Below are 25,038 nucleotides of genomic sequence, written 5' to 3'. Positions count from 1 at the left end.
GCGATACTTCGCGTCTAACAAAGAGGGGCAGACTTAATTTTCGTTGTTTTTAAGCTTATTTAGCTTTAAAAAATGCTGAGTCAACAAAAAGATTATATATACAATAGGCGGAGCCGCTACAACATCAATAGTATAATGAATATGCTGTACAAGTAGCAGTACCATAACTACTACAATGGCCATAAACCCCAGGATCTTATCAGCGCGTTTTTCGAGGCATAAAAATATTAATACCAGTGTTGAGGTGTGGCCGGAGAAAAACAGATCGTGTGTGATAACTACATTGCCATAGAATATGCCTGTAAGCGGGTCAACCAAATGTATCAATCCGTTAGGCGGATCCAGCGCTACCAGGTAAATACTGGTCATCCGGGCTATATTGATAAATATTAGTGTCCAAACGTAATTGATGTAGATAACCGGGTTATAAAGGGCCCTAATAAATATCAAAATTGCCATTCCCCATATAATGGCAAAAATTATTACAGATACATCATACGCAGGCAAATGGGCAAGCACCCAATCGTTTAATACAACACCTTTTCGTTTTTGTATATGATTAAAAAATATAGGAAGAGCAGATAATATGATGGCAACAATAAATGAGCCTATTAATAATTTATCACGCTTTTTTGGCGATTGCAGGGCAGCAGTCCAGGCTTGTCTTATAGAAGGTGTACCAAATTCCGTCACTATACAGATTAATTAAGGAGCGCAAATTTACTAAAACCCACAATATTAAATAAGGGTTAGTTTAATATTACATTTTTGTTAGAAAAATTAGAGCAGATTAACACATTGGTGAATCTTTGTTAAAGATCTTATTTTTAATTGCTGCTTTTGTTTAGATACTTTTAATCAGTATCTTAATGCGTTGTTAAATTCATAATTTAAACCTTTGGAAAACATAGACGCTAAACAACTAAAGCGGGTTTTAAAACCTATACACCTGTGGGCAATTGCCGTAGGCCTTGTAATATCCGGCGAATATTTTGGTTGGAACCTTGGCTGGGGCGTATCCGGCACTATTGGCTTTCTGATAGCTACACTGGTGATAACTGTAATGTACATCACCTTTATATTTAGCTATACCGAGTTAACAACATCTATACCGCATGCAGGCGGCGCATTTGCTTACGCTTACCGGGCAATGGGGCCCTTCGGCGGATTGATTGCCGGTTATGCCACCCTTATAGATTTCCTGCTTGCTACCCCTGCAATAGCTTTTTCTTTAGGCGCTTATCTGCACTTTCTGCATCCGCAGATAGGTGTTTTGCCTTCCGCTTTGTTTTTTAATGTAGTGTTCATCCTCATTAATATTTCGGGGATAAAAGAATCGGCAACGTTCTCGGTTTTCATAACCATTTTGGCGGTGGCCGAACTTTTACTTTTTATGGGTGTTGTAGCACCGTCTTTTAAAATGGATAACTACCTGGCCAACCCAATGCCCTTTGGCTGGGGAGGTGTATTTGCGGCATTGCCTTTCGCAGTGTGGTTTTACCTGGCCATAGAAGGCGTTGCCATGGTTGCCGAGGAAGTGAAAGACCCAAAAAAGAACATCCCCAGAGGTTATATATCGGCTTTAGCTACCCTGGTGTTTTTAGCCTTAGGCGTAATGATATTAACCGGAGGCATTACCGACTGGCGCAAACTAAGCAACCTGGATTACCCATTGCCCGAAGCCATTGGCATTGTATTAGGTAAGGCCAACGGGCTTACAAAAATATTTGCCAGCATAGGTTTGTTTGGATTAATAGCATCGTTTCATGGCACCATACTGGCATCGTCAAGGCAGGTGTTTGCAATGGCCAGGAGCGGATATTTACCTCGCGGGCTGGCATCGGTCAATACAAAATTTAAAACCCCGCACTGGGCAATTATAGCAGGTGGACTAATTAGTTTTATAGCTTTATTTACAGGCACTACCGGGCAAATCATTATCCTATCGGTAATGGGGGCGGTAGTGATGTATATGATGAGTATGATAAGCCTGTTTATACTCCGTAAGAAAGAACCACGTATGGAACGGCCCTTCGCTGCCGTGTTTTATCCCGTTTTCCCGGCGGTGGCATTAATAATTTCTACCGTGTGTATGTTTGCTATTATGTATTACAACTTTAAGCTAAGCCTTATATTTTTTGCGGGGTTAGCGCTTGCAATAATCGTATTTATGCTAATGGGAAAGCACAAATTGAAAATTTTAGATGATGTACTGCTGGAAAAAGCACAGGAAATAGAAATATAAAATATCTCATCTGCATTATTAACACTATTAATCAATGTCTTAACAAATATTCAGAATTATTTAGTGAAAAGGCTATCCCCGTAAAGCAACCATCCCGTAAATGTGCCCGTAATTATATTAAACATTTAAAACATTTAATATGAAAAAGTACATCTTAGGAATATCGCTAATGATAGCTGTTGTTGTTATTGCTATTGCGGCTTGTTCCAAGTCTGACAGCACGAACACCCCAACACCTCCTACAACCAACAAGCCCGCTGATGCAGCTGTAAGCATAAAAAATTTCGCCTTTTCCCCGGCTTCGGTAACTATAAAAGCGGGAGGTACTGTGGGTTGGACAAATGCCGATTCTGACCCGCATACAGTAACTGATAATAACGGTGGTTTTGATAGCGGCACTATAAACGCCAACGAAAAGTATTCTCATACTTTTGCCACCCCTGGTACCTACACCTACCATTGCACTTTTCACTCTATGATGGCAACTGCAACCGTTGTGGTAACTAATTAATAGTAGAGGTTGATCAACTAATAAGCATCTGCCGGGGTAGGGTTGTTAAGAACGAATACTCATGGCGGGTGCTTTTTTATTGCATAGCATCATTATCCCCTCTAATAAAATTTCTTCTTCCGGCTTGTTTTTACTCCGAACAATTTATCTTAGTAAAAACATAAAGCAATATGCCGTATCAGCATACCATACTTGGTAAGGTTTACAGGTTTGATAGTTTGCAGATATTGCTGGCGAAGGCATCGCCTTTCCGTACCGGGGATGCCCTGGCGGGATTGAGTGCCGAAACCTACGAAGAACGGGTTGCCGCGCAAATAACCCTTGCCGACGTTCCACTAAAGACTTTCCTGAACGAGGCTGTCATCCCGTATGAAGAAGATGAAGTAACCCGGCTGATCATAGACAACCACGATGCTGTGGGTTTTGACCTGATAAGCCACTTAACCGTTGGCCAGCTACGCGATTGGCTGCTAAAAGATGAAACTGATACCGTTATTTTAAAAAGCATTGAAAATGCTGTCACCCCGGAGATGGCTGCGGCGGTATCTAAAATAATGCGTAACCAGGACCTTATCGCGGTAGCAAAAAAATGCGAAGTAATTACCCGGTTCCGTAACACAATAGGGTTAAAAGGGCATTTCTCTACACGCTTACAGCCAAACCACCCAACGGATGACCCGCGAGGGATCGCAGCGAGTTTAATTGAAGGGTTGTTATATGGGAGCGGCGATGCCGTTATTGGTATAAACCCGGCAACTGATAGCCCGGCAGCGGTGGCAAAGATCTTAACGTTGATAGATACGCTAAGGCAGCAGTTTGACATCCCCACGCAAAGCTGTGTACTTAGCCACATAACTACCACCCTTGAATTAATTAATAAAAATGCGCCTGTCGATCTGTGTTTTCAATCCGTTGCCGGTACAGAAAAAGCTAACACAAGTTTTGGTATCAATATCAATTTACTGGAAGAAGCTTACGAGGCAACCCTTTCGCTAAACCGCGGCACTGTTGGCAATAATGTGATGTATTTTGAAACAGGGCAAGGTAGCGCTTTATCTGCCAATGCCCATCACGGGGTAGATCAGCAAACCTGCGAGGCAAGGGCATACGCGGTAGCTAAAAAGTTTAAACCCCTTTTAGTGAACTCGGTAGTAGGTTTTATTGGGCCGGAGTATTTGTACGATGGAAAACAGATAATCCGCGCGGCCCTGGAAGATCATTTCTGCGCCAAGCTGCTCGGCTTGCCTATGGGTGTTGATATTTGCTATACCAACCATGCCGAAGCCGACCAGGATGATATGGATAATTTGCTTACCCTTTTAGGCGTTGCCGGATGCAGTTTTATAATGGGCATCCCGGGCAGTGACGATATTATGTTGAATTATCAATCTACATCATTCCACGATGCCTTATATCTGCGCAAGGTACTTGGCCTTAAACCGGCGCCCGAGTTTGAGCAATGGCTTATTAAACAGGGAATATTTGATGGACAAAGTAACCGCTCTGTGTCAGCATCAGAAGGATTATTAAAGAATATGGGGAGCTTATGGATAAAATGACTAAACCACAGATAGAAATAACCGATCCGTTAAGTTTTTTAAAGGAGTTTACAGCCGCCCGCATTGCAATAGGCAGTACAGGCAGCAGTATTCCCACCAAACAATTATTGGAGTTTAAACTGGCGCATGCCCACGCCCGTGATGCGGTGTATTCTGTTATGGATACCGAAGTGTTAGAAGATGCTTTAGCGCAATTTCATCGCCCCGTACTGCAATTACACAGTAGGGCAGAGAACCGTGCCCAATACCTGCAACGCCCTGATCTGGGCCGTAAACCCAATGAAGAATCGCTAAACCGCCTGGCCGACCAGATAACAGGCGACGATATTGTTATCATTATAGCCGACGGTTTATCTGCAATAGCTCTGAATGAAAACGTCCTTACCTTATTGCAGCTATTAATCCCGAAACTATTAGACGCAAATTTAAAGCTTGGTCCGCTGTGCCTGGTACAACAGGGCAGGGTAGCCATTGGCGATGATATAGCCCACGAACTACATGCGAAGCTATCTTTGGTGCTTATTGGTGAACGGCCCGGCTTAAGCGCTGCTGATAGTATAGGCGCGTATCTAACTTATCAGCCCAAACCCGGGTTAAAAGATAACTCCCGCAATTGTATCTCTAATATTCGGCCCGGCGGTTTAGATCTTAGTTTGGCCGCCGATAAGATCTTTTACCTGGTACAGGAAGCATTCAGGATGAAGTTATCAGGAATAGGTTTGAAGGATAACGAAGGGTTGCTGGAGAGGGAATAACATTAGCGGGCTAATCTCAGATAAACTTTTCCATCCTTTTCAATAATTCCATAAACATCGATACCATCTTTTGCAGGCCCGGCTTTCACCACACCTGTGCTACAATCAAACTGCGAACCATGCCATGGGCATTGTACCGTTCCACAGATCATAGCTCCCCCGGCTAATGAACCACCCTTGTGCGAGCATCTGTCATTAAATGCAACATATCCGCTCTCGGTTCGGCCCAGTACAATACGCTCATTGTTTATATGCAGCAATTTCATCTGGTTTATTTCCAGTTCAGCAATTTCGGCTACTTCAACTTCATTGCCGCTTTGGTTAATATGTGCTTCTTTCCATTTTCCGGCATTTGCATACCTTGGGTCAACTCCAATTTGATTTCGGTACACCAAAGTCCCGCCCAGCCATCCGGCTATTATCATGGTAACAAAGCCAACAAATTCAAATATAATTAGTGAAAAAGAAATTTGCTGTTGCCTGATAAAATAAGCAACAACAAACAATATTAGCATAGTTGTATTAAGTATGCCGTGCTGTGCCCCGCGTTTTTTAGCAGAGCTTTTAGGCGGCACTGTAAAAAAGTAATCAATCAGCCCGGGGATGGCTGTTACTATGGCACTTATAATACCGGCAATTACCATGTATTTGCCCATTAGCCAAAAGGTGTTGTTTTTATAAAAAAGAGCAACTGCATCAAATAAAAGTGTTGCAGTAAAAAAAGCGATTGGAAAACCTACCAAAATTGGATGAATAGGATGGCCTTTTATATTCGCTGTACTTTTCATTTAATTATACAATTCTATTTTTATAAAAATTGTTTTTAAAAGGATTTATTCGATAGTACATACTGTATAAGTAACACTTTTAATACAGATTTTGCCCGGATAAATAATATCATAACTTTGGTAATCAACCAACACCAATTAAACCGGGTATTATTATGAAAAAGCAAACCATAAGCAGGCGCCATTTTATTGGCAGTGGTGCAATTGCTGCCACAAGCATGTTGTTCCTATCCAAAATATCATTCGCGGGTTCAATTTTACGGAGTGCGGCTAAGCCAAATTCTGTTATAAACGGCGTACAGATAGGGGTGATCACCTATTCGTTCCGGAGTATGCCCGGCACTGCCGAAGACCTGCTTAAATACTGCATTGACTGCAATATAAACGCTATTGAACTAATGGGCGATGCCGCCGAAGCATACGCGGGTGCACCAAAGCGAGAGCCAAGCCAAAGCTGGACAGATTTTGCACCAAAAATGGCTGAATGGCGTGCCGGTGTTGCTATGGATAAATTTAAAGATCTGCGCAAAATGTATAACGATGCAGGCGTAACTATTTACGCCTGGAAACCAAATGCCCTTGGCGCGAAAAATACCGACGCCGAAATTGACTACGCATTTAATGCGGGTAAAGCGCTGGGTGTAGGCCATGTAACGGTTGAATTACCGGATGAAGCGCAAACCAAACGACTGGGTGACATTGCAGCTAAACATAAAATGATGGTTGGTTACCATGCGCATACGCAAGCTACACCAACGCTTTGGGATGCTGCGCTTGCACAATCTAAATACAACGGTATAAACCTTGATATTGGCCATTATGCATCTGGTACAAGCAGCAGCCCGGTGCCGTTTATAGAGAAATATCACGACCGTATTACCAGTATGCACATAAAAGACCGCAAGTTTAATGATGGGCCAAATGCACCATGGGGGCAGGGAGATACACCAATAAAAGAAGTGCTGCAGCTAATGAAAAAGAACAAGTATAAATTCCCGGCTACTATAGAGCTGGAGTACAAAATACCGGATGGTTCTGATGCTGTAAAAGAAGTGAAGGTATGCCGTGCTTATGCGGTTGATGCTTTAAAATAAGTTTAATAATATTTGACACCTTTTAACGGATTGATGCGTCTACTCATTGGATGCTTCAATCCGTTTTTTGCATTTTTAACAGAACAAAACCAGATCACAATCATATATGAAAAAATACCTTTACTTTTTTATTGTTGCCCTGATAGCCAGTAGCTGCAGTTATACCGTTTATGATATGAGCCGCGGCGAATTAAAGATGGCTAAAAAGGCCACTTATATGGTTAATTATATGACCGATATCCCAAAAGGAACAACCGCCACCATTACTTACAGCGATAAGGATAACACCAAGCACATCGAAAAGCTCTACAGTGGTAAGTTAGATTATACTGTGGAACTTCCATCTGGCAAAAACTGCGAATTTACGGTAGATGTTAAGCTGCCACAAACCACCCCGGCAAGCAGTTTACACACCTATGTAAAGGTTGATGGCGAGGCCATAACAGATCAAACCCAAACCGGTAAAGATATACAGTTCAGGTTTAAGTTTAAGCTCCCTTAATAAGCTTACAAGTTTTTAATGTGGATATACATCCTGGGATTATTTAAATTAGCCGCTGAAATGTATCCACAATTACTTGCCCATATAAAACGCCAGGTACAGCTTACCCCAGCCGAAGAGCAGTTGCTGTGCGATAGGATGGAATTGAAGAAATTCAAGAAGAAAGAGATCATCCTGGAGCCAGGGCAGCACTGCAAAGGCGAATATTTTGTGCTGAAAGGTTTGGTACGGCAATATTATGTAAATGCCAAATTAAATGAGCAAATAGTACAATTTGGTTTAGAGAACTGGTGGATAGCCGACCACGACAGCATAGTAAACCATGTGCCCGCTGGTACTTATATCCAAACTATTGAGGCATCAGAAATACTACTGCTGCATAATAAAGATAAGGCGCCCTTACTTGAACAAGTACCAAAGTTGGAAACCTACTTCAGGTTAACCATGCAAAGGGCCTTTATAGCGTCACAGCGCCGTATAGGTTTCCTTTTTAACCAAACCGATGAAGAACGTTTTCACTATTTTACCGCCATGTTCCCTGATTTTGTACAGCGCATTCCGCAGTACATGCTGGCATCATACCTGGGCTTTACGCCGCAGTTTTTAAGCAGAATAAGAGCGAGGAAGGAAAAGTAGTGATTAGAGGTTAGTGATTAGTTAATTAGATGGGAAGGCTCTAATCACTGATCTCTAATTAACTAATCACTAACCCTATTTTCTTAAACTCAGTTCATTTTTCGGAGGGGTGTCTATGCGCAACTTTGTCCTAACAAAAAACAAAAGACAATGAAAAGGACGAACATTTTACAGGCCCAGCCTGATACTTACAAAGCCATGAGTGCGCTTGAAACTTATGTTAGCAGCACCGAAATTACACCAATACATAAAGAGTTAATAAAGCTCCGCGCTTCACAAATAAACGGTTGTGCTTATTGTTTAGATATGCACAGCAAAGATGCCCGCAAGTTAGGTGAAACAGAGCAACGTATTTACACACTAAGTGCATGGAGAGAGACCCCATTTTTTGACGAAAAGGAACAAGCTATACTTGCCTTAACAGAAGAAGTTACATTAATAAACAAAGGCGGTGTATCCAATGAAACCTACAACAAAGCGGTTGAAGTTTTAGGCGACAAATATGTAGGCCAGGTAATAATGGCTATTATCACTATAAACGCATGGAACAGGATAGCGATCGGTTTACATTTTCAGCCGCCGCTTCAGAAATAATTTACCCTGTAAACTAAAAAAGCCGTACGCTAATAACGCACGGCTTTTCTGTTTTATTCATTTCGCCTATTTAAAAGCAGATACGTGGGTTGTTTTTATGCTCAGAATAAAAGACTTGCCTACGCTTATCTTAATGTTTTTTTCCTGCAGCATCGCTTTAATAGCTTCATCGGTTTTTAAGGCTTCGTACAAATCGCGTGCTACTGCCGAACCACTAATATTATTGGTCACTTTACCGTTTTCCATCGCGATGTTAAAGGTATAACCTGATTTTCCCCTATCGCCGGCCGATTCAAAATCGGTGATATTCAGCTTAAAGCTTTGATCTTCCGTGAGGCTTCTTTTCAGGTGTAAACGTATAACCGGGATGTATTTTCTCCAGGTTGTTAGATATTTTCTTTCTTCCATGTCTGTGGGTAAAGGTAGAACATTAAAATCGGTAACCCTTGATTATTCTACTTTTTATCAATTAGGGCATACTGCAGGATGAGTAAACTGTTGTAGTAAAAGCATATAATGACCGCTAACATTGTTTTGTTGTAATAAAGCGTTCGGATTATCGTTCTACCTCTTTTAACCTTCGTATTCATGAAGCCAATACAGCCGGTGTCATACATATTAAAACCTGTTCCTGCAATTAAATTGCGGATGGTTACTGGTATGCCCGTTGCTGTGATCACCGGCTTAAAGCTTAGTTACGCTTTCCTAAAAACAAGTAAGGACTTTATTAAGTAAGCCCCAGCCATTTTTGGTTTTGGGGCCGTTCACAAAACGAACGTTTTTGTTGTCTTAATAACGCTGACTTATGAATTTTGCTTCATCTCGTACATGGGCAGGTATTGGTTTTTCCCTGCTTTTTTTAATAAATGCGGGCCTTGTTATAGCAGGCCTCTTCTTTGATTATCTATGGTGTACCCTTTCGGGCATTGTACTGTCTTTGGTTCAGCTTTGGCTGTATGACCGGTTCTCCCGTAACCAAAAGGCTTTAGCAGAGCATTCTTTCCTATCTGACTTTGATCTACAATTAGTTATTAGCAGGTCCCGACCAAGTGTATCGTCAAGCGGCACCAATGCCAATGGGTTTGCTTTTGACGCGGGCCACAAGTTGGTACAATGCTGCGATACAACTATGCTAATGGCCGGCAATAAACTTTTTACAGAAGTTGGAACAGGTAATTGCAGGCTGCCTTACCGAATGAATCTGTTAAATATCGGATCATTAAACATCGCTGCGCTTGATAAAGGCTCGTTACTGGCTTTGTCAAGAAGCGCGAAGATGAGTGATTGCGCCGTTAACACCGGTGTGTTGGGTATTGTTCCCGAATTGCTAAGAGGAGGCAGTGACTTAATATGGCGAATGGATCGTTTGGATGCCTCGTATAGAAATAAAGATGGTTCATTCAACGAAGCTGCGTTTAGGCGGGCAGCAAACCGGCCTTACATCAAAATGATCGAGATCAAAATAAAAGCTGTACACTTTTTACCGGATGTTTCGGAAATCTCTTTAAACCGCCTCATTATTTTCCTGGAACGACTCAAGATCCTGTCAGGAGGTAAACCTACGGGTGTGTGCGTGGCCGTGACAGATCATGCATTAGTTGCACGGCTTTGCCGCCTAATGGCCGCCAATATTATATACCTGGATTTTGTAACACTGGAAAGTGCGCAAGAGAAAAATGCGTTTACAGCTTTATTTACAGCAATTGATGCTGTGCGACTTGCAATTGCTGAGTATAGATTGCCAACTAAGATCATTGCTTCGGGTGATTTGGCCAGAGAACGAGACATACTGCAGGCAATAGGGTATGGGGCACACGCATGCTATAGTGTTCGTCCTTTTCAGGTTGCTCTTGGTGCCGCCCGCGGGTTTATCAAATCCACTACAAATAGTAAAGTAGCTGCTGTGACCGCTTTTCACCAAAATACATTGGCTGCAACTATTAGATTGATAACGGCTTGTGCAGCTAAGCAGACCACTGCATGTGATGAAGCCCCAATAAATGCTGTACAGTTAAACTAAACTTTAAACAATTCATCCTGTATGAAGATCCAACAATTAATTATGCCAGTAAAGGAACATGAACTGCTAAAAAAGCATTGTGCCCATGCGGACCTTTGCGATTATAATTTAAAGAAGCTTACCGCAGAGCTTGCAGCTGCCAATGTGATACCGAAAAATCAGTTACCTGGTGACGTAGTATGCTTTGGTGCAGCGATCAAATTTAGGGAGGTACTTAGTGGAAAGCACTATGCATTTAGCATTGTGGAGCCTCATGAAGCGGATATCGGGCAGCATAAAATGTCTGCATTGGCGCCTTTGTCTATTGCCCTACTTGGGTATCCTAAAGGGGCTTTTGTAGACTGGCAGATGCCAGGAGGGGTAATGACTTTTGAAATATTAGATGTGGTACAGTATACCTGAAAATAGTTTTCAACTACTAATCTTTTAACTTATGGAACAAATTATTGAAAATAGCCTGATAGCAGGCGCTTTATTCGTATTGATCGTGTTACCATTTATAGTAATTGGCAGGCGATTAAAGAAGAAACGAGAGGCCGCAATGATTGGCCGGCTCAACGATGCTGCCCGGACTTATGGGTTGAACCTGTCACGATACAGAATGATCAATAATAATTTAGTAGGCTGGGACTGGGAAAACCGGGGCCTAATATTTGCCATGGATGAAGAAAGGCCTGTATATATAAACCTTGACAAGGTTTCGAGGTGCTATACGTTAAAAAGAATGAATGGCAGCGATGTGCGTTCGGTTAGCCTGGAACTGCTGGACGGGGATGGCAGATTGATAAATAGCATCCCATTTTACCGGCAGTTTACTGATAGCGAAATGACCTTAAATAACGCGCTTAAATATGCTGCCGAATGGGAATCACTCATTACAAGCGATATTAAAGATCGCGGTAATAAGTTGCTAAACACACAGGAGTTGAAGTATTGATGAGTAGTAGCTACTTAAACTGTTTACACCAGGTTTACACCAAAAAGAAAAAGAGCCTTTGACTAATTGTCAAACGCTCTTTTTGTGTTCTCGATGAGATTCGAACTCATATCGACGGCTTCGGAGGCCATAATTCTATCCATTGAACTACGAGAACTTTTTTGCAAATATATCTTTTAGAATCAAGAATAAAGAGTCAAGAAACAAGATCGGTTTTTCTGTCTTGGTTCTTGACTCTTTTATCTTACCTCTGCGAAGCAACTATACATTAAACCTAAAATGCATTATATCGCCATCCTCAACCACATATGCTTTACCCTCAACAGCCATTTTGCCATTTTCTTTTATCACAGCTTCAGATCCGTTAAACTTCACAAAATCCTCATACTTGATAACCTCGGCACGGATAAATCCTTTCTCAAAATCGGTATGGATCACACCTGCAGCTTGTGGCGCTGTAAAGCCCTGGGTGATGGTCCATGCACGTACTTCCTGCACACCTGCGGTAAAGTAGGTAGCCAGGTTTAGCAAACGGTACGCAGCTTTAATCAATTTGTTCACACCCGATTCGGTTAAACCCAGATCGCCTAAAAATTCCTGGCGTTCTTCAAATGATTCCAGCTCAGCAATTTCAGCCTCAATCTGTGCAGATATTACCAAAACCTCAGCGCCTTCTTCTTTAGCAACGGCTTTAACTCTTTCTACATACGCATTGCCGGTGGTAACAGAGCCTTCGTCAACATTACAAACGTACATTACCGGTTTAGCGGTAAGTAACCAAATATCTTCAATGTATTCTTTGTCTTCTTCGGCAACCGGGGCAGTGCGGGCGCTTTTGCCTTGCAGCAAATGGTTTTTGTAAACGGTTAGTACATCGTAGGTTTTTTTAGCCTCTTTGTCACCGCCGGTTTTGGCCATTTTTTCTACCTTTTGGATCTTTTTTTCTATCGAATCCAGATCTTTCAACTGCAATTCGGTATCAATGATCTCTTTATCACGAATAGGGTCAACCGAACCATCAACATGTATCACATTATCGTTATCAAAGCAGCGTAAAACGTGTATAATAGCATTTGTGGCACGTATATTGGCCAGGAACTGGTTACCCAAACCCTCGCCCTTGCTGGCGCCTTTTACAAGGCCTGCAATATCTACTATCTCAATAACATTCGGCACTACATTTTTTGGATTAACAATCTCGGTTAGTTTTGTAAGGCGCTCGTCGGGCACGGTAATTACACCTACGTTTGGCTCGATAGTACAAAACGGAAAGTTTGCTGCCTGTGCCTTGGCATTTGATAAACAGTTAAAAAGTGTTGACTTACCCACATTTGGCAAACCCACAATACCACATTGTAAACCCATTATTTTATTTTTTTTGAATCAAGAATCAAGAGTCAGGAAGCAAGAAAGGAGTCTTGTCTCCTGACTCTTGATTCCTGGCTCATTTAAGCCGCAAAGATAACAGAAAAAACTGCCTTGTAATTTGAAAAAATAAACGACTTTTGCGAGCGTTATCACAAGCAATAAAATAGGTTAAAAACATGTAAAAACGGGGCTTATGGAAGAGATGGTTGAGCAAATAGAATTATTACTGGAGCAGGAGGACACTACGCAGCTGCAGGAATATTTGAACAACCTGAATATCTCTGATGTAGAGGGGCTTATAGACGAGCTGCCCGAGCATGGCCCTAAGTTCATCGAAACGTTGTCTATTAACCGTGCGGTAAATGTATTCCGTATTTTGGACTTTCCTACCCAGGAGCGTATCATCAAAAAACTTTCGGGGCAAAAAGTAAGCGAGATCATAAATGAGCTGCCGCCCGATGACCGTACCGCATTTTTTAGCGAATTGCATGGCGATGCAGTTACAAAATTAATACTGCACCTTTCTCCGGCTGATCGTAAAGAGGCGCTTTCTTTATTAGGTTACAAAGAGGATAGCGTAGGCCGTTTAATGACGCCCGATTATATTGCCGTTAAAAAAAGCTGGGATGTGAACCGGGTGCTTTCGCACATACGCCGTTACGGTAAAAACTCCGAAACCATTGATGTTATATATGTAATTGGCGAGAACGGGATTCTGCTGGATGATATCCGGATCCGCGAGATCTTGCTGGTAGAGCCCGAAACCAAGATCAGTTCCCTGATGGACGGACGGCTTATATCCCTGAGTGCTAACGACCCGCAAGAGGACGCCATTAACGTTTTCAGGATGAATAACCGTACAGCTTTGCCGGTTACCGACGATGAGAATATTTTGTTAGGTATTGTTACAGTAGATGATATTCTTTGGATTGCAAATGAAGAGTATACCGAGGACATCCAGAAAATTGGTGGTACCGAAGCTTTGGACGAACCTTATTTAGATATTAACCTGTTCCGCCTGGTAAAAAAACGCGTAGGCTGGCTGGTTATTTTGTTTTTGGGCGAAATGCTTACAGCCACAGCAATGGGCTTTTTTGAGCACGCCATAGAAAAGGCTGTGGTGCTGGCGCTATTTATCCCGTTAATCATATCAAGCGGGGGTAACAGCGGGTCACAGGCTTCAACCCTTATTATACAGGCAATGGCATTAGGCGAGGTTACCATTGCCGATTGGTGGCGTGTAATGCGCCGCGAGATCATCTCTGGTTTAATGCTGGGAATAACATTGGGGATTATTGGTTTTTTAAGGATAGCCGCCTTTAGTATGTTCAGTTCCCTGTATGGGCCACATTGGATGCTGGTTGGCGCAACAATAGGTTTTTCGCTGATAGGAGTAGTGTTATGGGGGTCATTGGCGGGTTCGATGCTGCCATTAGTATTAAAAAAATTGGGTGCCGACCCTGCCACTTCTTCGGCCCCGTTTGTAGCAACCCTTGTTGATGTTACCGGGCTAATCATCTATTTTAGCGTAGCGGTAATGTTTATGAAAGGCATATTGCTGTAAATTTTGTTGATTAGGTTTTAATAATATTTATATCTTTAAAAGAATTTAAAACCTTAATCAACACAATGGAAATCGACGAAACTCCAGTACAACCGGCTGCATCAGAGCCGGAATCAAAATTATTTTTAACCGAAGAAGCACAGTATTATTTACAAAAAGCAGGGCAATGGGCTTATTTTTTAGGCATTTTTGGTTTCGTAATGACCGGCTTTATATTAATAATGGCAATGTTTGTAGGCACGATATTTACGATGATGTCTTCTATGCAGCAAACAACAACGCCAATACCTGCCGCCGCAGGCGGTTTTTTTAGCTTTTTCTATGTGCTTATTGCAGTATTTAATTTTTTCTGGTCATTGTACCTGTATCAATTTGGCGACCGCATTAAAAAAGCTATTCTTTATAATAACACAGCAGAAGCAACTGTTGCTTTTGGTAAAATTAAATCGTTTTTTAAGTTATGGGGAATTACAACTATTGTAATGATATCCCTCTATATATTAATATTCGTTTTTGTAATTATTGCAGGTGTAGGCGCCGCATCAATGATGGGAAGATAATTTTCACAGAAAGTATATAAAACAAAATACCCGCCTTTTGAGCGGGTATTTTTAGTATAATTTAGGTTAGTTTAGTTCTAATGTTTAGAAAGAGAAATCTTCATCTGCTTTTGCCACTTCGGTATTGTCGCTGAACTCATAACGTTTCTCAACAACTTCCTGATGCTCTTTTATATAATCTACGGTATCTTTTAACCCTTCGGCGAACTTTTCAAAATCTTCTTTATATAAAAAGATCTTGTGTTTGATAAAAACCCCATCCTCTAAACGTTTTTTACTTTCAGTGATAGTAACATAATAATCGTTAGACCTGGTTGCCTTTACATCAAAAAAATAAGTTCTCTTCCCGGCCCTCACCTTCTTTGAGTAAACCTCTTCGCGCTCTCTGTTGTCAAAATCTCCCATAAATTTTTTATTGTAATAGTTTTGGTGGCTTAAATATATATAAAAATTCAATTGCAAGTATTTAATTAAGCAATAATTAAGCACTTATTGAAGCTTTTACGCCTTATGGGGGTGCAGAGTTGCGCTTTAAGCCTGTTCTTCTTCTTCGAGCAGCTGTTTTTCGTACAGCTCAAAATAGGGGCCTTTAAGATCCATTAGTTGGGCGTGGGTACCCTGTTCAACTATCTCGCCATTGTCGAGCACTAAAATATTATCGGCGTTTTTAATGGTAGATATACGGTGCGATATAATGATGCTGGTTTTGTCATGCATAATACGCCCAAGGTTGTTTAATATCTCTTCCTCGGTACGAGTATCCACTGCTGATAGGCAATCGTCAAAAATGAGTACCTGCGGTTGTTTTACTATGGCACGCGCAATACTTACCCGTTGCTTTTGCCCGCCGGATAGGGTTACGCCACGCTCACCTATAAGCGTTTCAAAACCATGTTCTAATTCTATAATATTATTATAAACCGCGGCATCTTTAGCGGCCTGTTCTACGCTCGGCATATCAAGCTTATCGGCGCTAAAAGCAATGTTATGCGATATAATATCCGAGAAAAGGAAAACCTCCTGCGGCACAAAGCCTATCTGCGAGCGATAGTTATCAAGGTTTAACTGTGTAAGGGGTTTATCATCTATCAATATTTGGCCGCCGGTGGTATCATACATCCGCATAATTAAATTAGCGAGGGTTGATTTGCCCGAACCTGTGCGCCCAATTATAGCCACCATTTCGCCGGGGTTTACCGTAAACGAAACCTGTTTTAAAGCGGTAATACCTGTATCCGGATAGTTAAATGATACATTCCTGAACTCTATTTTCCCTTCAAGCGTATGCGGTGCAGCCTTTGGCGATTTTATCTCCGGTTGTTCATGTAAAAACTCGTTAATGCGTTTTTGCGAAGCGGCCGCACGTTGTATCAGCGAAGTTACCCAGCCTAACGATATTACCGGGAAGGCAAGCATATTTAAATACACAATAAACTCGGCAATGTTACCCGCAGTAATATTGCCTTTCATTACTTCAACACCGCCTATATATATGGTAATAACATTGCTTAAACCTATCAGCAGCAACATTGATGGGAAAAACAGGGCCTGTACTTTTGCCATGGCCATACTTTGCGTTTTGTAATCTTCGCTTTCTTCGGCAAATTTTTGGCGCACAAAGCCTTCACGTACATATGATTTAATAACCCTTATGCCCGAAAAATTCTCCTGCACAAAGCTGGATAACCCTGATAAACGTTTCTGGATCTGCTCACTGCGGTACTCTATTACTGTGTTTACATAAAATATAATAACCGCTAAAATAGGTAGCGGAAGTACCGAGAATATAGCCAGCCTTACATTCACAGTGAGCATGGCATATATTACCAGCATAAAAAGGATAACCGTGTTAATGGTATACATTATGCCCGGCCCAAGATACATGCGCACACGGCTTACATCTTCGGTAACGCGGTTCATCAGATCGCCGGTATTATGGCGGCGGTAAAAAGCAAGCGATAAAACCTGGTAATGGGCGTATATTTCGTTCTTCAGGTCATACTCGATATGCCGCGACATGAGGATAATAGTTTGCCGCATAAAAAACAGGAATAGACCCCGTAATAAGGCCAGCACCAATACCAAAACACCAAATAATAATAAACTCGACCCAAATATGTCATAAATAACATCCTGCCTGTTAAAACCATCAAATAGCTGGTAAATGCCAATGTTTTCGGTAACCAGATCAAACGCTACGCGGATAACCTGCGCCGGCAACACACCAAAAATGTTTGATATAATAACAAACAGTACTCCCGGAACCAGGCGCCAGCGGTATTTATAAAAGAATTTATTGAGGTATGCGAGGTCTTTCATTAGTTATTGTCAAAAGTAAGGTAATGATATATATAATTCAAGTCGTTGAATTGTCATTTGCTATTAACTCACCCTGCATTAGATAGGAGTGGATACCGGCACTTCGACAGGCTCAGTGTGACAGCCGTGGCTAAGGCCCGTGCAGTATAAGCGCACAGCCTGGCCGCAGGCAACGCCCAATAAACGTAGTTGTGCCATTTATCATTTAACACCACACTTTTTGTAAATCCCCCTCGTCACATACCCTTCATCTTTTGTTCTTTACTCCCTCATCACTAACTAAACTTTGCCACAAGGAAAAAAACCTTTAGTTTTGCAGTGCTAATAAAAATTACTTTGCACGTACCCCAAATGCTTGTTCAACAACCAACCAATAGTATTTTTACCCAGCTTGATGCATTTGGACACAAAAAAGTTGTGTTTTGCAGTGACCCGGATACAGGTTTAAGAGCAATAATTGCTATACATGATACCACGCTCGGTCCGGCCTTTGGCAGCACACGTATGTGGGCTTACAAAACCGAAGGTGATGCGTTAAACGATGTTTTACGCCTTTCAAAAAGCATGACCTATAAGTGTGCTATTGCAGGGCTTAATATGGGCGGCGGTTACTCGGTTATTATTGGCGACGCGCATAAGGATAAAACCGAAGCGCTGATGCGCAAGTTTGGCCGGTTTGTAAAAAACCTGAACGGGGAGTTTATTACCTCTGAAGATGTAGGTACAAACCCGCGCGACATGGAATACATCCGTATGGAAACCCAGCATGTAACCGGCATTCCAGAGAGCTTAGGCGGCAGCGGCGACCCCTCGCCAATTGCAGCAAAAGGGGTGTATATGGGTATAAAAGCCTGTGTTAGGGAGCAGTTTGGTAACGATAGCCTTACTGGTAAATCGGTAATTGTGCAGGGGATAGGGCACGTTGGCGAAAACCTGGTAAAGTTACTGCGTGATGAAAACGCGAAAGTATATATAAGCGATATTAACGACGAGCGTACCCGCCAGGTATCAAAAAAATACGGTGCCGAAGCAGTATCTAACAACTCGATATTTGATATTGATGCCGATATTTATTCGCCCTGTGCATTAGGTGCCACCATAAATACCGAAACTATTAAAAAAATTAAGTGCGGTATTATAGCGGGTTCTGCAAACAACCAATTGCAGGATGAACATGTGCATGGAAAAATGTTATTAGAAAAAGGTATACTATTTGCGCCCGATTACGTTATTAACGCGGGCGGTATTATTAATTGTTACTCGGAACTGATGGGCTTTAGCAAAAAACGCACCCTGCAGCTTACCGAAAACATTTATGAAGCCACCCGGAATGTTTTAAAACTTTCTAAGCTTGAAAACATTTCTACTACAGATGCAGCAAACAAAATTGCCGAAAAACGTATTGCAGATATTAAAAAAGTAAAATCAACCTATTAAATTTATCATAGGTACGCTTTAGGCGCACCATAATCGTTCTTACAAATGTTAAACAGAAGGCACCTACGGGTAAAAGTGTTACAGTCACTGTACGCGTTCCATCAATCGGACACAAGAGATATTAAAGCGCATGAAAAACACCTGCTTCACAGTATAGATCAGGTTTTTGAAATGTATATTTGGATGCTATCGCTAATAAGCGAGGTGATAGATTATACAGAAACGGATGCCGAGGAACGGGCCCATAAACATTTACCTACCGCGGAAGATCTTAACGCGAGCGTTAAAATATTAAGCAACCGCTTCATCCTGTCGTTAAAAGATAACAGGGATTACCTTATTGCCCTTAAAAAGTATAAAGTTGAGTGGTCGTTTGACCCTGAACTGGCAAAATCTTTATTTTTCACGCTCAAAAACTCACCTGAATACGCCGAATACCTGGCAAAAACGGATGATACCCTACAAACCGATAAAGACATTATTAAGTTCATCTTTAAAAAGGTGATCCTGAAATCGTCGTTAGCTGAGCAGGTTTTTGAAGATAAATTTATTTACTGGCCGGTTGATCGCGAGGTTTTGCAAGCCCTGATAGCCAAAACATTCAAGAATTTTTCGTCGGATAATTATGCCGAAAACAAGCTGGCCGATATTAGTGGTAACTGGGTTGAGGACAGGGAATTTGTTGTAAACCTGTTTGAGCAAAGCATCCGTCATGATGTAGCCTATCAGGAGCTTATCGCTCAAAAAACCCAAAATTGGGAGCCTGATCGTATTGCCATGATGGATACTTTATTAATGAAAATGGCAATTGTAGAATTTATTAATTTTACATCTATCCCGGTAAAGGTTACTATTAACGAGTACCTGGAGATATCGAAAGAGTTTAGTACCCCTAAAAGTAATTCGTTTATAAACGGTATATTAGACAAGATTTTATTTGAACTTAAAGCCCAGAATAAAATCAAGAAAATAGGCAGGGGATTAATAGAATAGTGAGTGGAGAATAGTTGATTTGTTTTGGGTAATTAAAGTTTAATGAAATCAATAAGTCAGTCAATCGATAATTCAATAAATCAGTAAATCAATAAATAATTCTGATGAAAAAGCTGTTTTTATGTACAATTATTGCGGGTTTGCTTTTTACAGCCTGCAACCAATCAAGCCAAAATGCTACAGCAGCCGTTGCTGATGCCGGAAACGTGAGCGCAACCAACGCGCCTGTAATGAAGTTTGAAAAAGAAACACATGATTTCGGGAAGATCAAAGAAGGCGATAAGGTTACTTACGAATTTAAATTTACCAACACAGGTAAATCGCCATTGATCATCAAAGATGCAATTGCAACATGTGGGTGTACAAAACCCGAGTGGCCAAAATCGCCTATACAACCTGGTGCTGATGGTGCAATTAAAGTTACTTTTAACAGTACAGGTAAAATGGGCTTACAAGATAAGCAGATCACCATTACTGGCAATACTGTGCCCGCACAAAGTATGGTGCACTTAATTGGCGAAGTAACTACAAGTACTACTAAATAATATAAATTAGAAAAATGATAGCAACAGTTTTATTACAGGCCGGTGGAGGCCTTGGCGTTCCGCAATTGATTATGTTTGCTGCAATTGCAGTGGTGTTTTATTTTTTCATGATCCGCCCGCAAATGCAGAAACAAAAGGAACAGAAGAAATACGTAGAGGAACTTAAAAAAGGTGATAAAATAATTACAACTGCCGGTATACACGGTAGGATATTTGAAGTAGCCGAAACAACTTTTTTAATTGAAGTTGAAGGTGGTACTAAAATACGTTTTGATAAATCGGCTGTATCATTAGACGCTTCAAAAGCGCTGAATACACCGGCTGCTACCAAATAAGGTAACAAAAGCTTAGGCTAAAAGCCGAAAGCCCGAGACATACAAATGAACTATAAAAGCGGAAAGCTTGAGTTGAGATCTAATTTCACTTCGGGCTTTCTGCTTTTCGCTTTCTGTATTAAGCATAAAATATGGCAATTATTAAATTATCTGCAATTGAACGCCGGCGGTTATCAGCTTTTATTACCTGCCTGGTGTTTGCCATATTTGCATGGTTGTTTACTACGCTTTCTAACCCTTACAAGTTTACCATTAAACAGGTTTTAACCTTCAGGAACGCTCCGCAGAAACGTGCGTTTCATCCCCTGCAGTCGGATACTGTTAACGCCATTGTGCAGGGTACAGGCTGGCAAATGCTATTCTCCAAATTTAATGAGGACAAAAAAGTGATCAGCGTTGACCTGCACACGCTCGACAGCAAAAATTTTGTGGTATTAAGCACTCAGCTAAAGCAAATTAATGCCAAGAAGGATGTTGAGCACGAAATTATCGCCATTAACCCCGATACATTATTTTTTGATTTTAGTAACCGCACTATTAAGAGAGTGCCTATTGAACTGGTCACTGCTATAAAGTATCAAAAGCAATTTGCCCAATCAGATGATATAGCTGTTAAGCCCAAATATGTTACTGTTAGCGGCCCGGCAGAGGTGTTAAGCAAGATCACTACATGGAAGACAGACTCGATCATTTTGAATGGCGCTAACGAAGACTTTAACTCGCGAATAAACCTACGAGGTGTGAAAGAAGGTAACTTAAACATAGTACCTAAAAGTGTCGTTGTAAGTATCCCCATTGACGAATACACCGAGAAAACGATTGAGGTGCCGGTAAAGCTGATAAATAATCATAACTATTATGATGTAAAGGTTTTTCCGCAAAAGGTTAAAGTGACCTTTACCACATCATTAAATAACTACCCCGACTTAAACGAGGATGATTTTGAAGCGGTTGCCGATCTGGAACTGTGGCGCCACAATGGCTATAGCGTATTGCCTGTAAAAGTTACCCGTTCGCCATCATACAGTAAAGTGGTTAAAATAGAGCCACAGAATATTGATTTTATTATAAAGAAGTAATGTTTAAAGTAGGCATCACGGGCAATATAGGCAGTGGCAAAACAACAGTTTGCAAAATATTTGAAGTATTGGGCATCCCGGTTTTTTATGCTGATGACGAAGCCAAAAAGGTGATGATTGAGGATGATGCACTTATTGCGGGTATAAAACAAGCTTTTGGCAACGAGTCGTACTTTGAGGACGGCAGCCTTAACCGTAAGCATATCGCCGGTATTGTATTTAATAATAAAGAAGAATTACTTAAGCTGAATGCCCTTGTTCATCCTGCTGTTTTCAGGGCGTTTGATAAATGGGCTATCAACCAAAAAAATGTACCTTATGTTTTGAAGGAAGCCGCCTTATTGTTCGAGAGCGATTCTTATAAAATGTGCGATAGGTCTGTACTGGTTACCGCGCCTTTAGATATCCGCATACAACGTGTTACCCAACGCGATGGCATTACTGCCGACGAAGTAAAAAGCCGTAACGACCGCCAGTTTAGCGAAGAAAAAAAGCTGATTATGGCTAATGATGTAATAATTAATGACGATTCACAACTGGTTATCCCGCAGGTAATAAAACTGCATGAGTTGTACCTGTCTCTTGCCGAAACCAAATAATGATACTTGACGATTTTATTGCTTTTAATACTAATGGCCTTTATTGCCGTTACGGAGATTTTTACCTTGATCCGCAGCTACCTGTTGATAAAGCTGTAATATCCCACGCCCATGCAGATCATGCTAAAAGCGGCAATATTAATGTTTACGCCACCGAAGCTACTTATGCTTTTATGCAGCTGCGTTATGGCAAAGGCGCTGCTAAGGTAAGCTATACAGCTGTATACAACATACCTTTTACTATTGGCGATGTACAGATAACCTTTATCCCTGCGGGGCATATGCCGGGCTCTGCGCAGGTGCTAATGGAATATAAAGGCACACGATATTTATATACGGGCGATTATAAACTACAGCCGGATACTACCTGCGAACCCTTTGAGTTTGTAAAAACTGATGTGCTGATAACGGAAAGCACCTTCGCCGACCCCAATACATCGCACCCCGATCCGGTAGAAGAGATAAAAAAACTAAATGACATTAAAATAAACATCCTGCTTGGTGCTTATAGTCTGGGTAAAAGCCAGCGCCTTATCCGGATGATAAACGATTATGCGCCGCAAAAAAAGATACTGGTGCATCATCGTATAATGCCCATTAACGCCATTTATCAAAAAATGGGCTTTGATCTGGGAACCCACCAGATCTATGGCCGTAAGTTAATGAAGGAACAGCTGGAATATGTTTACATAGTGCCGCCGTTTACGTTTGATAGTTATTTGCGCGCTACCGGGGTTAAGCGTTTGTTTGCGTCGGGATGGAAAAACCTACAGGTGAATGCCCAGGATACACTCTTTATATCTGACCATGCCGACTGGAATGATATCATAAAAACCATTGAACAGGCTGAACCCCAGCAAGTATGGACGCTGCACGGCAACGGCACTCATTTAAAAAATCATTTTAATAATGATATTTTTGTCAAATTATTGAGCTGATGCTTCAGGAAAACATCGACTATTATATAAATGAAGATGGTAATTTCGTTTTTACGAAGGAATATCATTTAAAGCGTGGTTATTGCTGTAAAAATAAATGCCTTCATTGCCCGTGGAATTATGGCAGGGAGAAGCAAGACGGGCAAACAAAAAAATAAATAGGTTATATTTGCACGATATTTAAATCATGGGAATAGAGGAAGATATAAAAAGCACAAATTTTGAAGATATTTACCATAAAGCGGTAATTAATCTTAACTACACGTATGGTTGGATCAACAATTATATGCGTCCGGAATTTGAGCGTTATAAACTTACCCAGCAACAATTTAATATCCTGAGAATTTTACGCGGCCAGTTCCCCAAGCCAGCAACCGTAAACCTGTTAAAGGATAGGATGATAGACAAGATGTCTGACGCATCGCGCATTGTTGACCGCCTGGTGCAAAAAGGACTGGTATCGCGCTGTACAAACTCCCGCGACCGCCGTGCTGTTGATATCCGCATCAGCGAAGAAGGCTTAGAGATCCTTAAAAAAATGGATGCCTGCTTTAAAACAAAAGATCTTTTCAAACAAAACCTAACCGAAGAAGAAGCTGCTCAGCTAAGCGATCTGCTGGATAAGATGAGAGGGTAGAAGAGAGTCAGGACTTTTAGAATCAGGAGTCAAGAAAGATATATCGGGTGCTTGTTTACAAGCGCCTTTTTTTGTGAACTATTTAATCTGGTAAGGTAAAGAAAAGGTTTGTCAGCCTGAGTTATAAAATCCTGTGGCCTCTAAAAGTGCAACGACAGATCTTTGCGGGGTCGTGCAGCGTGACGGGCTATATTATAATGCATGTTTGCATGCGCCAGGTTTGGATTAAATGGTGACGTTAATTTGTCAGTAGCTTGTTTTTTAAAATAATCATTATCAGTTATTTATGCGTTTATGATGGTGTTCACGGCGGTGAACGTGAACACTTCTCACGTCATTTATAGTTCCGTGAAATAATTAAGCTGTAAACCCAGGCACTACCTTCCTAAATCCAACTGCAAACATTACCCCAACTAAACTGCCATAAATCGCCCCGCCGGTAACATCTAATGGGTAATGCACGCCTACATAAACCTGTGCAAAGCAGATAATAGCCGCCCATAAAACTGTTGCGGGTAATACCCACCGCCATCGTTTAAAAAATATAAAACTTAAAAATGCGGCTATGGCAAAATGGTCTGTAGCATGGGTAGAGGGGAAGCTGTAACCTGTTCCGCATGCAACCCGGCTAATGTCGGTTTGGGCCGTTATAGGGTCGCGGCAGGGGCGAAGTCGGCTTATATTTGGCTTTATTATGCTGGCGCTGCTATAGTCGGCAAAGCCAACAGCAAGCGCTAAAAAAACAACAAGTATGGCACCCTGCTTTCTATATCTCCAAATGCAAAATGTAATGATGAACAAATAAAGCTGGACCCAAAACTTTGGGTTACGCATCAGGGGCATCAGCCAGTCGAAAAATGTATTTGACAGGTCGTGGTTAATGAAGTAAAATAAATGCCGGTCAAAGTTTAGCAGGAAATCGGGCATTGGCTTTTATAGGTAATGCTTAGTGTTCTCAACAGCGGGTAAATATAGCTAATAAATTAACGCTTAAAAGTACACGAATTTTACATTGCTATCGCT

30 protein-coding genes and 1 tRNA gene are annotated in these 25,038 nt (G+C 41.3%); 23 read left to right on the top strand and 8 right to left on the bottom strand.

The window, feature by feature from the left end; translation table 11 throughout:
• Positions 1 to 33 precede the first annotated feature (33 nt).
• Entirely contained in the window at positions 34 to 693 is a 660-nt protein-coding gene (locus NPE20_RS26945) for a phosphatase PAP2-related protein (protein ID WP_256538244.1), read from the bottom strand.
• A gap of 205 nt (positions 694 to 898) precedes the next feature.
• Between NPE20_RS26945 and eat the strand changes: the two genes are divergently transcribed.
• The 4 genes from eat (at position 899) to eutC (ending at position 5,070) form a co-directional block, all read left to right on the top strand.
• Complete coding sequence (eat, locus tag NPE20_RS08800) at positions 899 to 2,245, top strand: ethanolamine permease (protein WP_256538243.1); 1,347 nt, start codon at positions 899 to 901, stop codon at positions 2,243 to 2,245.
• 139 nt (positions 2,246 to 2,384) lie between these two features.
• Positions 2,385 to 2,756 carry a cupredoxin domain-containing protein gene (locus tag NPE20_RS08795; RefSeq protein ID WP_256538242.1) on the top strand — a complete coding sequence of 124 codons (372 nt, stop codon included), beginning with the start codon at positions 2,385 to 2,387 and terminating at the stop codon, positions 2,754 to 2,756.
• A gap of 170 nt (positions 2,757 to 2,926) precedes the next feature.
• Entirely contained in the window at positions 2,927 to 4,315 is a 1,389-nt protein-coding gene (locus NPE20_RS08790) for an ethanolamine ammonia-lyase subunit EutB (RefSeq protein ID WP_256538241.1), read from the top strand.
• Positions 4,303 to 5,070: an ethanolamine ammonia-lyase subunit EutC gene (eutC, locus tag NPE20_RS08785; protein WP_256538240.1), complete on the top strand. Its 768-nt coding sequence runs from the start codon at positions 4,303 to 4,305 to the stop codon at positions 5,068 to 5,070. The genes NPE20_RS08790 and eutC overlap by 13 nt, the downstream gene beginning before the upstream one ends.
• 2 nt (positions 5,071 to 5,072) lie before the next feature.
• Here eutC and NPE20_RS08780 read toward each other — a convergent pair whose 3' ends face one another.
• The gene (locus NPE20_RS08780) at positions 5,073 to 5,858 is read right to left on the bottom strand and encodes a Rieske (2Fe-2S) protein (RefSeq protein ID WP_256538239.1); all 786 of its coding nucleotides are present in this window, start codon (positions 5,856 to 5,858) and stop codon (positions 5,073 to 5,075) included.
• A 155-nt stretch (positions 5,859 to 6,013) separates the two neighbouring features.
• On the opposite strand from NPE20_RS08780, the gene NPE20_RS08775 reads away from it, so the two are divergent.
• The 4 genes from NPE20_RS08775 (at position 6,014) to NPE20_RS08760 (ending at position 8,684) form a co-directional block, all read left to right on the top strand.
• Positions 6,014 to 6,952 carry a sugar phosphate isomerase/epimerase family protein gene (locus NPE20_RS08775; RefSeq protein ID WP_256538238.1) on the top strand — a complete coding sequence of 313 codons (939 nt, stop codon included), beginning with the start codon at positions 6,014 to 6,016 and terminating at the stop codon, positions 6,950 to 6,952.
• A 106-nt stretch (positions 6,953 to 7,058) separates the two neighbouring features.
• Positions 7,059 to 7,454 carry a hypothetical protein gene (locus tag NPE20_RS08770; RefSeq protein ID WP_256538237.1) on the top strand — a complete coding sequence of 132 codons (396 nt, stop codon included), beginning with the start codon at positions 7,059 to 7,061 and terminating at the stop codon, positions 7,452 to 7,454.
• A gap of 18 nt (positions 7,455 to 7,472) precedes the next feature.
• Positions 7,473 to 8,090: a Crp/Fnr family transcriptional regulator gene (locus NPE20_RS08765; protein ID WP_256538236.1), complete on the top strand. Its 618-nt coding sequence runs from the start codon at positions 7,473 to 7,475 to the stop codon at positions 8,088 to 8,090.
• Positions 8,091 to 8,240: 150 nt separating this feature from the next.
• The gene (locus NPE20_RS08760; RefSeq protein WP_256538235.1) at positions 8,241 to 8,684 is read left to right on the top strand and encodes a carboxymuconolactone decarboxylase family protein; all 444 of its coding nucleotides are present in this window, start codon (positions 8,241 to 8,243) and stop codon (positions 8,682 to 8,684) included.
• A gap of 66 nt (positions 8,685 to 8,750) precedes the next feature.
• Here the strand turns inward: NPE20_RS08760 and NPE20_RS08755 are convergent, their stop codons facing one another.
• Positions 8,751 to 9,092 carry a hypothetical protein gene (locus NPE20_RS08755; protein ID WP_256538234.1) on the bottom strand — a complete coding sequence of 114 codons (342 nt, stop codon included), beginning with the start codon at positions 9,090 to 9,092 and terminating at the stop codon, positions 8,751 to 8,753.
• 180 nt (positions 9,093 to 9,272) lie between these two features.
• Here NPE20_RS08755 and NPE20_RS08750 point away from each other — a divergent pair, with 180 nt between their 5' ends.
• From NPE20_RS08750 to NPE20_RS08735, 4 genes are all read left to right on the top strand, one after another.
• Positions 9,273 to 9,419: a hypothetical protein gene (locus tag NPE20_RS08750; RefSeq protein WP_256538233.1), complete on the top strand. Its 147-nt coding sequence runs from the start codon at positions 9,273 to 9,275 to the stop codon at positions 9,417 to 9,419.
• A gap of 70 nt (positions 9,420 to 9,489) precedes the next feature.
• Complete coding sequence (locus NPE20_RS08745) at positions 9,490 to 10,704, top strand: beta/alpha barrel domain-containing protein (protein ID WP_256538232.1); 1,215 nt, start codon at positions 9,490 to 9,492, stop codon at positions 10,702 to 10,704.
• Between the two features lie 21 nt (positions 10,705 to 10,725).
• On the top strand, positions 10,726 to 11,106 hold the full coding sequence (locus tag NPE20_RS08740) for a GreA/GreB family elongation factor (protein WP_256538231.1): 381 nt from the start codon (positions 10,726 to 10,728) through the stop codon (positions 11,104 to 11,106).
• A 31-nt stretch (positions 11,107 to 11,137) separates the two neighbouring features.
• Positions 11,138 to 11,641, top strand: a complete 504-nt coding sequence (locus NPE20_RS08735) for a hypothetical protein (RefSeq protein ID WP_256538230.1) — start codon at positions 11,138 to 11,140, stop codon at positions 11,639 to 11,641.
• Positions 11,642 to 11,726: 85 nt separating this feature from the next.
• On the opposite strand, the gene NPE20_RS08730 is transcribed toward NPE20_RS08735, so the two are convergent.
• Positions 11,727 to 11,798, bottom strand: a tRNA-Arg gene (locus NPE20_RS08730).
• A gap of 104 nt (positions 11,799 to 11,902) precedes the next feature.
• Positions 11,903 to 13,006, bottom strand: coding sequence for a redox-regulated ATPase YchF (gene ychF, locus NPE20_RS08725; protein ID WP_256538229.1), 1,104 nt, complete (start codon positions 13,004 to 13,006; stop codon positions 11,903 to 11,905).
• A gap of 196 nt (positions 13,007 to 13,202) precedes the next feature.
• Here ychF and mgtE point away from each other — a divergent pair, with 196 nt between their 5' ends.
• A complete protein-coding gene (gene mgtE, locus NPE20_RS08720) occupies positions 13,203 to 14,573 on the top strand; it encodes a magnesium transporter (protein ID WP_256538228.1) in 1,371 nt (456 codons plus the stop codon).
• Between the two features lie 65 nt (positions 14,574 to 14,638).
• Positions 14,639 to 15,133 carry a DUF5362 family protein gene (locus NPE20_RS08715; RefSeq protein WP_256538227.1) on the top strand — a complete coding sequence of 165 codons (495 nt, stop codon included), beginning with the start codon at positions 14,639 to 14,641 and terminating at the stop codon, positions 15,131 to 15,133.
• Positions 15,134 to 15,217: 84 nt separating this feature from the next.
• Here NPE20_RS08715 and NPE20_RS08710 read toward each other — a convergent pair whose 3' ends face one another.
• Together NPE20_RS08710 and NPE20_RS08705 are read right to left on the bottom strand one after the other, a co-directional pair.
• The gene (locus NPE20_RS08710; RefSeq protein WP_256538226.1) at positions 15,218 to 15,538 is read right to left on the bottom strand and encodes a DUF3276 family protein; all 321 of its coding nucleotides are present in this window, start codon (positions 15,536 to 15,538) and stop codon (positions 15,218 to 15,220) included.
• 126 nt (positions 15,539 to 15,664) lie between these two features.
• The gene (locus tag NPE20_RS08705; protein ID WP_256538225.1) at positions 15,665 to 17,452 is read right to left on the bottom strand and encodes an ABC transporter ATP-binding protein; all 1,788 of its coding nucleotides are present in this window, start codon (positions 17,450 to 17,452) and stop codon (positions 15,665 to 15,667) included.
• A 351-nt stretch (positions 17,453 to 17,803) separates the two neighbouring features.
• On the opposite strand from NPE20_RS08705, the gene NPE20_RS08700 reads away from it, so the two are divergent.
• The 9 genes from NPE20_RS08700 (at position 17,804) to NPE20_RS08660 (ending at position 24,015) form a co-directional block, all read left to right on the top strand.
• Positions 17,804 to 18,889 (top strand): Glu/Leu/Phe/Val family dehydrogenase, encoded by a 1,086-nt coding sequence (locus NPE20_RS08700; protein ID WP_256538224.1) that lies wholly within the window; start codon positions 17,804 to 17,806, stop codon positions 18,887 to 18,889.
• Positions 18,890 to 18,934: 45 nt separating this feature from the next.
• Entirely contained in the window at positions 18,935 to 19,882 is a 948-nt protein-coding gene (gene nusB, locus NPE20_RS08695; protein ID WP_256538223.1) for a transcription antitermination factor NusB, read from the top strand.
• A gap of 104 nt (positions 19,883 to 19,986) precedes the next feature.
• Positions 19,987 to 20,427 (top strand): DUF1573 domain-containing protein, encoded by a 441-nt coding sequence (locus NPE20_RS08690; protein ID WP_256538222.1) that lies wholly within the window; start codon positions 19,987 to 19,989, stop codon positions 20,425 to 20,427.
• 14 nt (positions 20,428 to 20,441) lie between these two features.
• Positions 20,442 to 20,762: a preprotein translocase subunit YajC gene (gene yajC, locus NPE20_RS08685; protein WP_256538221.1), complete on the top strand. Its 321-nt coding sequence runs from the start codon at positions 20,442 to 20,444 to the stop codon at positions 20,760 to 20,762.
• Positions 20,763 to 20,893: 131 nt separating this feature from the next.
• Positions 20,894 to 21,841 (top strand): YbbR-like domain-containing protein, encoded by a 948-nt coding sequence (locus NPE20_RS08680; protein ID WP_256538220.1) that lies wholly within the window; start codon positions 20,894 to 20,896, stop codon positions 21,839 to 21,841.
• On the top strand, positions 21,841 to 22,440 hold the full coding sequence (coaE, locus tag NPE20_RS08675; RefSeq protein ID WP_256538219.1) for a dephospho-CoA kinase: 600 nt from the start codon (positions 21,841 to 21,843) through the stop codon (positions 22,438 to 22,440). The genes NPE20_RS08680 and coaE overlap by 1 nt, the downstream gene beginning before the upstream one ends.
• Complete coding sequence (locus NPE20_RS08670) at positions 22,440 to 23,378, top strand: MBL fold metallo-hydrolase (protein WP_256538218.1); 939 nt, start codon at positions 22,440 to 22,442, stop codon at positions 23,376 to 23,378. Before coaE ends, NPE20_RS08670 begins: the two co-directional genes overlap by 1 nt.
• Positions 23,378 to 23,536 carry a DUF5522 domain-containing protein gene (locus NPE20_RS08665; protein ID WP_256538217.1) on the top strand — a complete coding sequence of 53 codons (159 nt, stop codon included), beginning with the start codon at positions 23,378 to 23,380 and terminating at the stop codon, positions 23,534 to 23,536. The genes NPE20_RS08670 and NPE20_RS08665 overlap by 1 nt, the downstream gene beginning before the upstream one ends.
• A 29-nt stretch (positions 23,537 to 23,565) precedes the next feature.
• Positions 23,566 to 24,015 (top strand): MarR family winged helix-turn-helix transcriptional regulator, encoded by a 450-nt coding sequence (locus NPE20_RS08660; RefSeq protein WP_256538216.1) that lies wholly within the window; start codon positions 23,566 to 23,568, stop codon positions 24,013 to 24,015.
• A 357-nt stretch (positions 24,016 to 24,372) separates the two neighbouring features.
• On the opposite strand, the gene NPE20_RS08655 is transcribed toward NPE20_RS08660, so the two are convergent.
• Entirely contained in the window at positions 24,373 to 24,942 is a 570-nt protein-coding gene (locus NPE20_RS08655; protein WP_256538215.1) for a phosphatase PAP2 family protein, read from the bottom strand.
• Positions 24,943 to 25,038: the final 96 nt, after the last annotated feature.

Source organism: Mucilaginibacter aquariorum (assembly GCF_024498135.1).
GTDB classification, from domain to species: Bacteria; Bacteroidota; Bacteroidia; order Sphingobacteriales; family Sphingobacteriaceae; genus Mucilaginibacter; species Mucilaginibacter aquariorum.
This window is presented reverse-complemented; position numbering and strand designations above follow the sequence as displayed.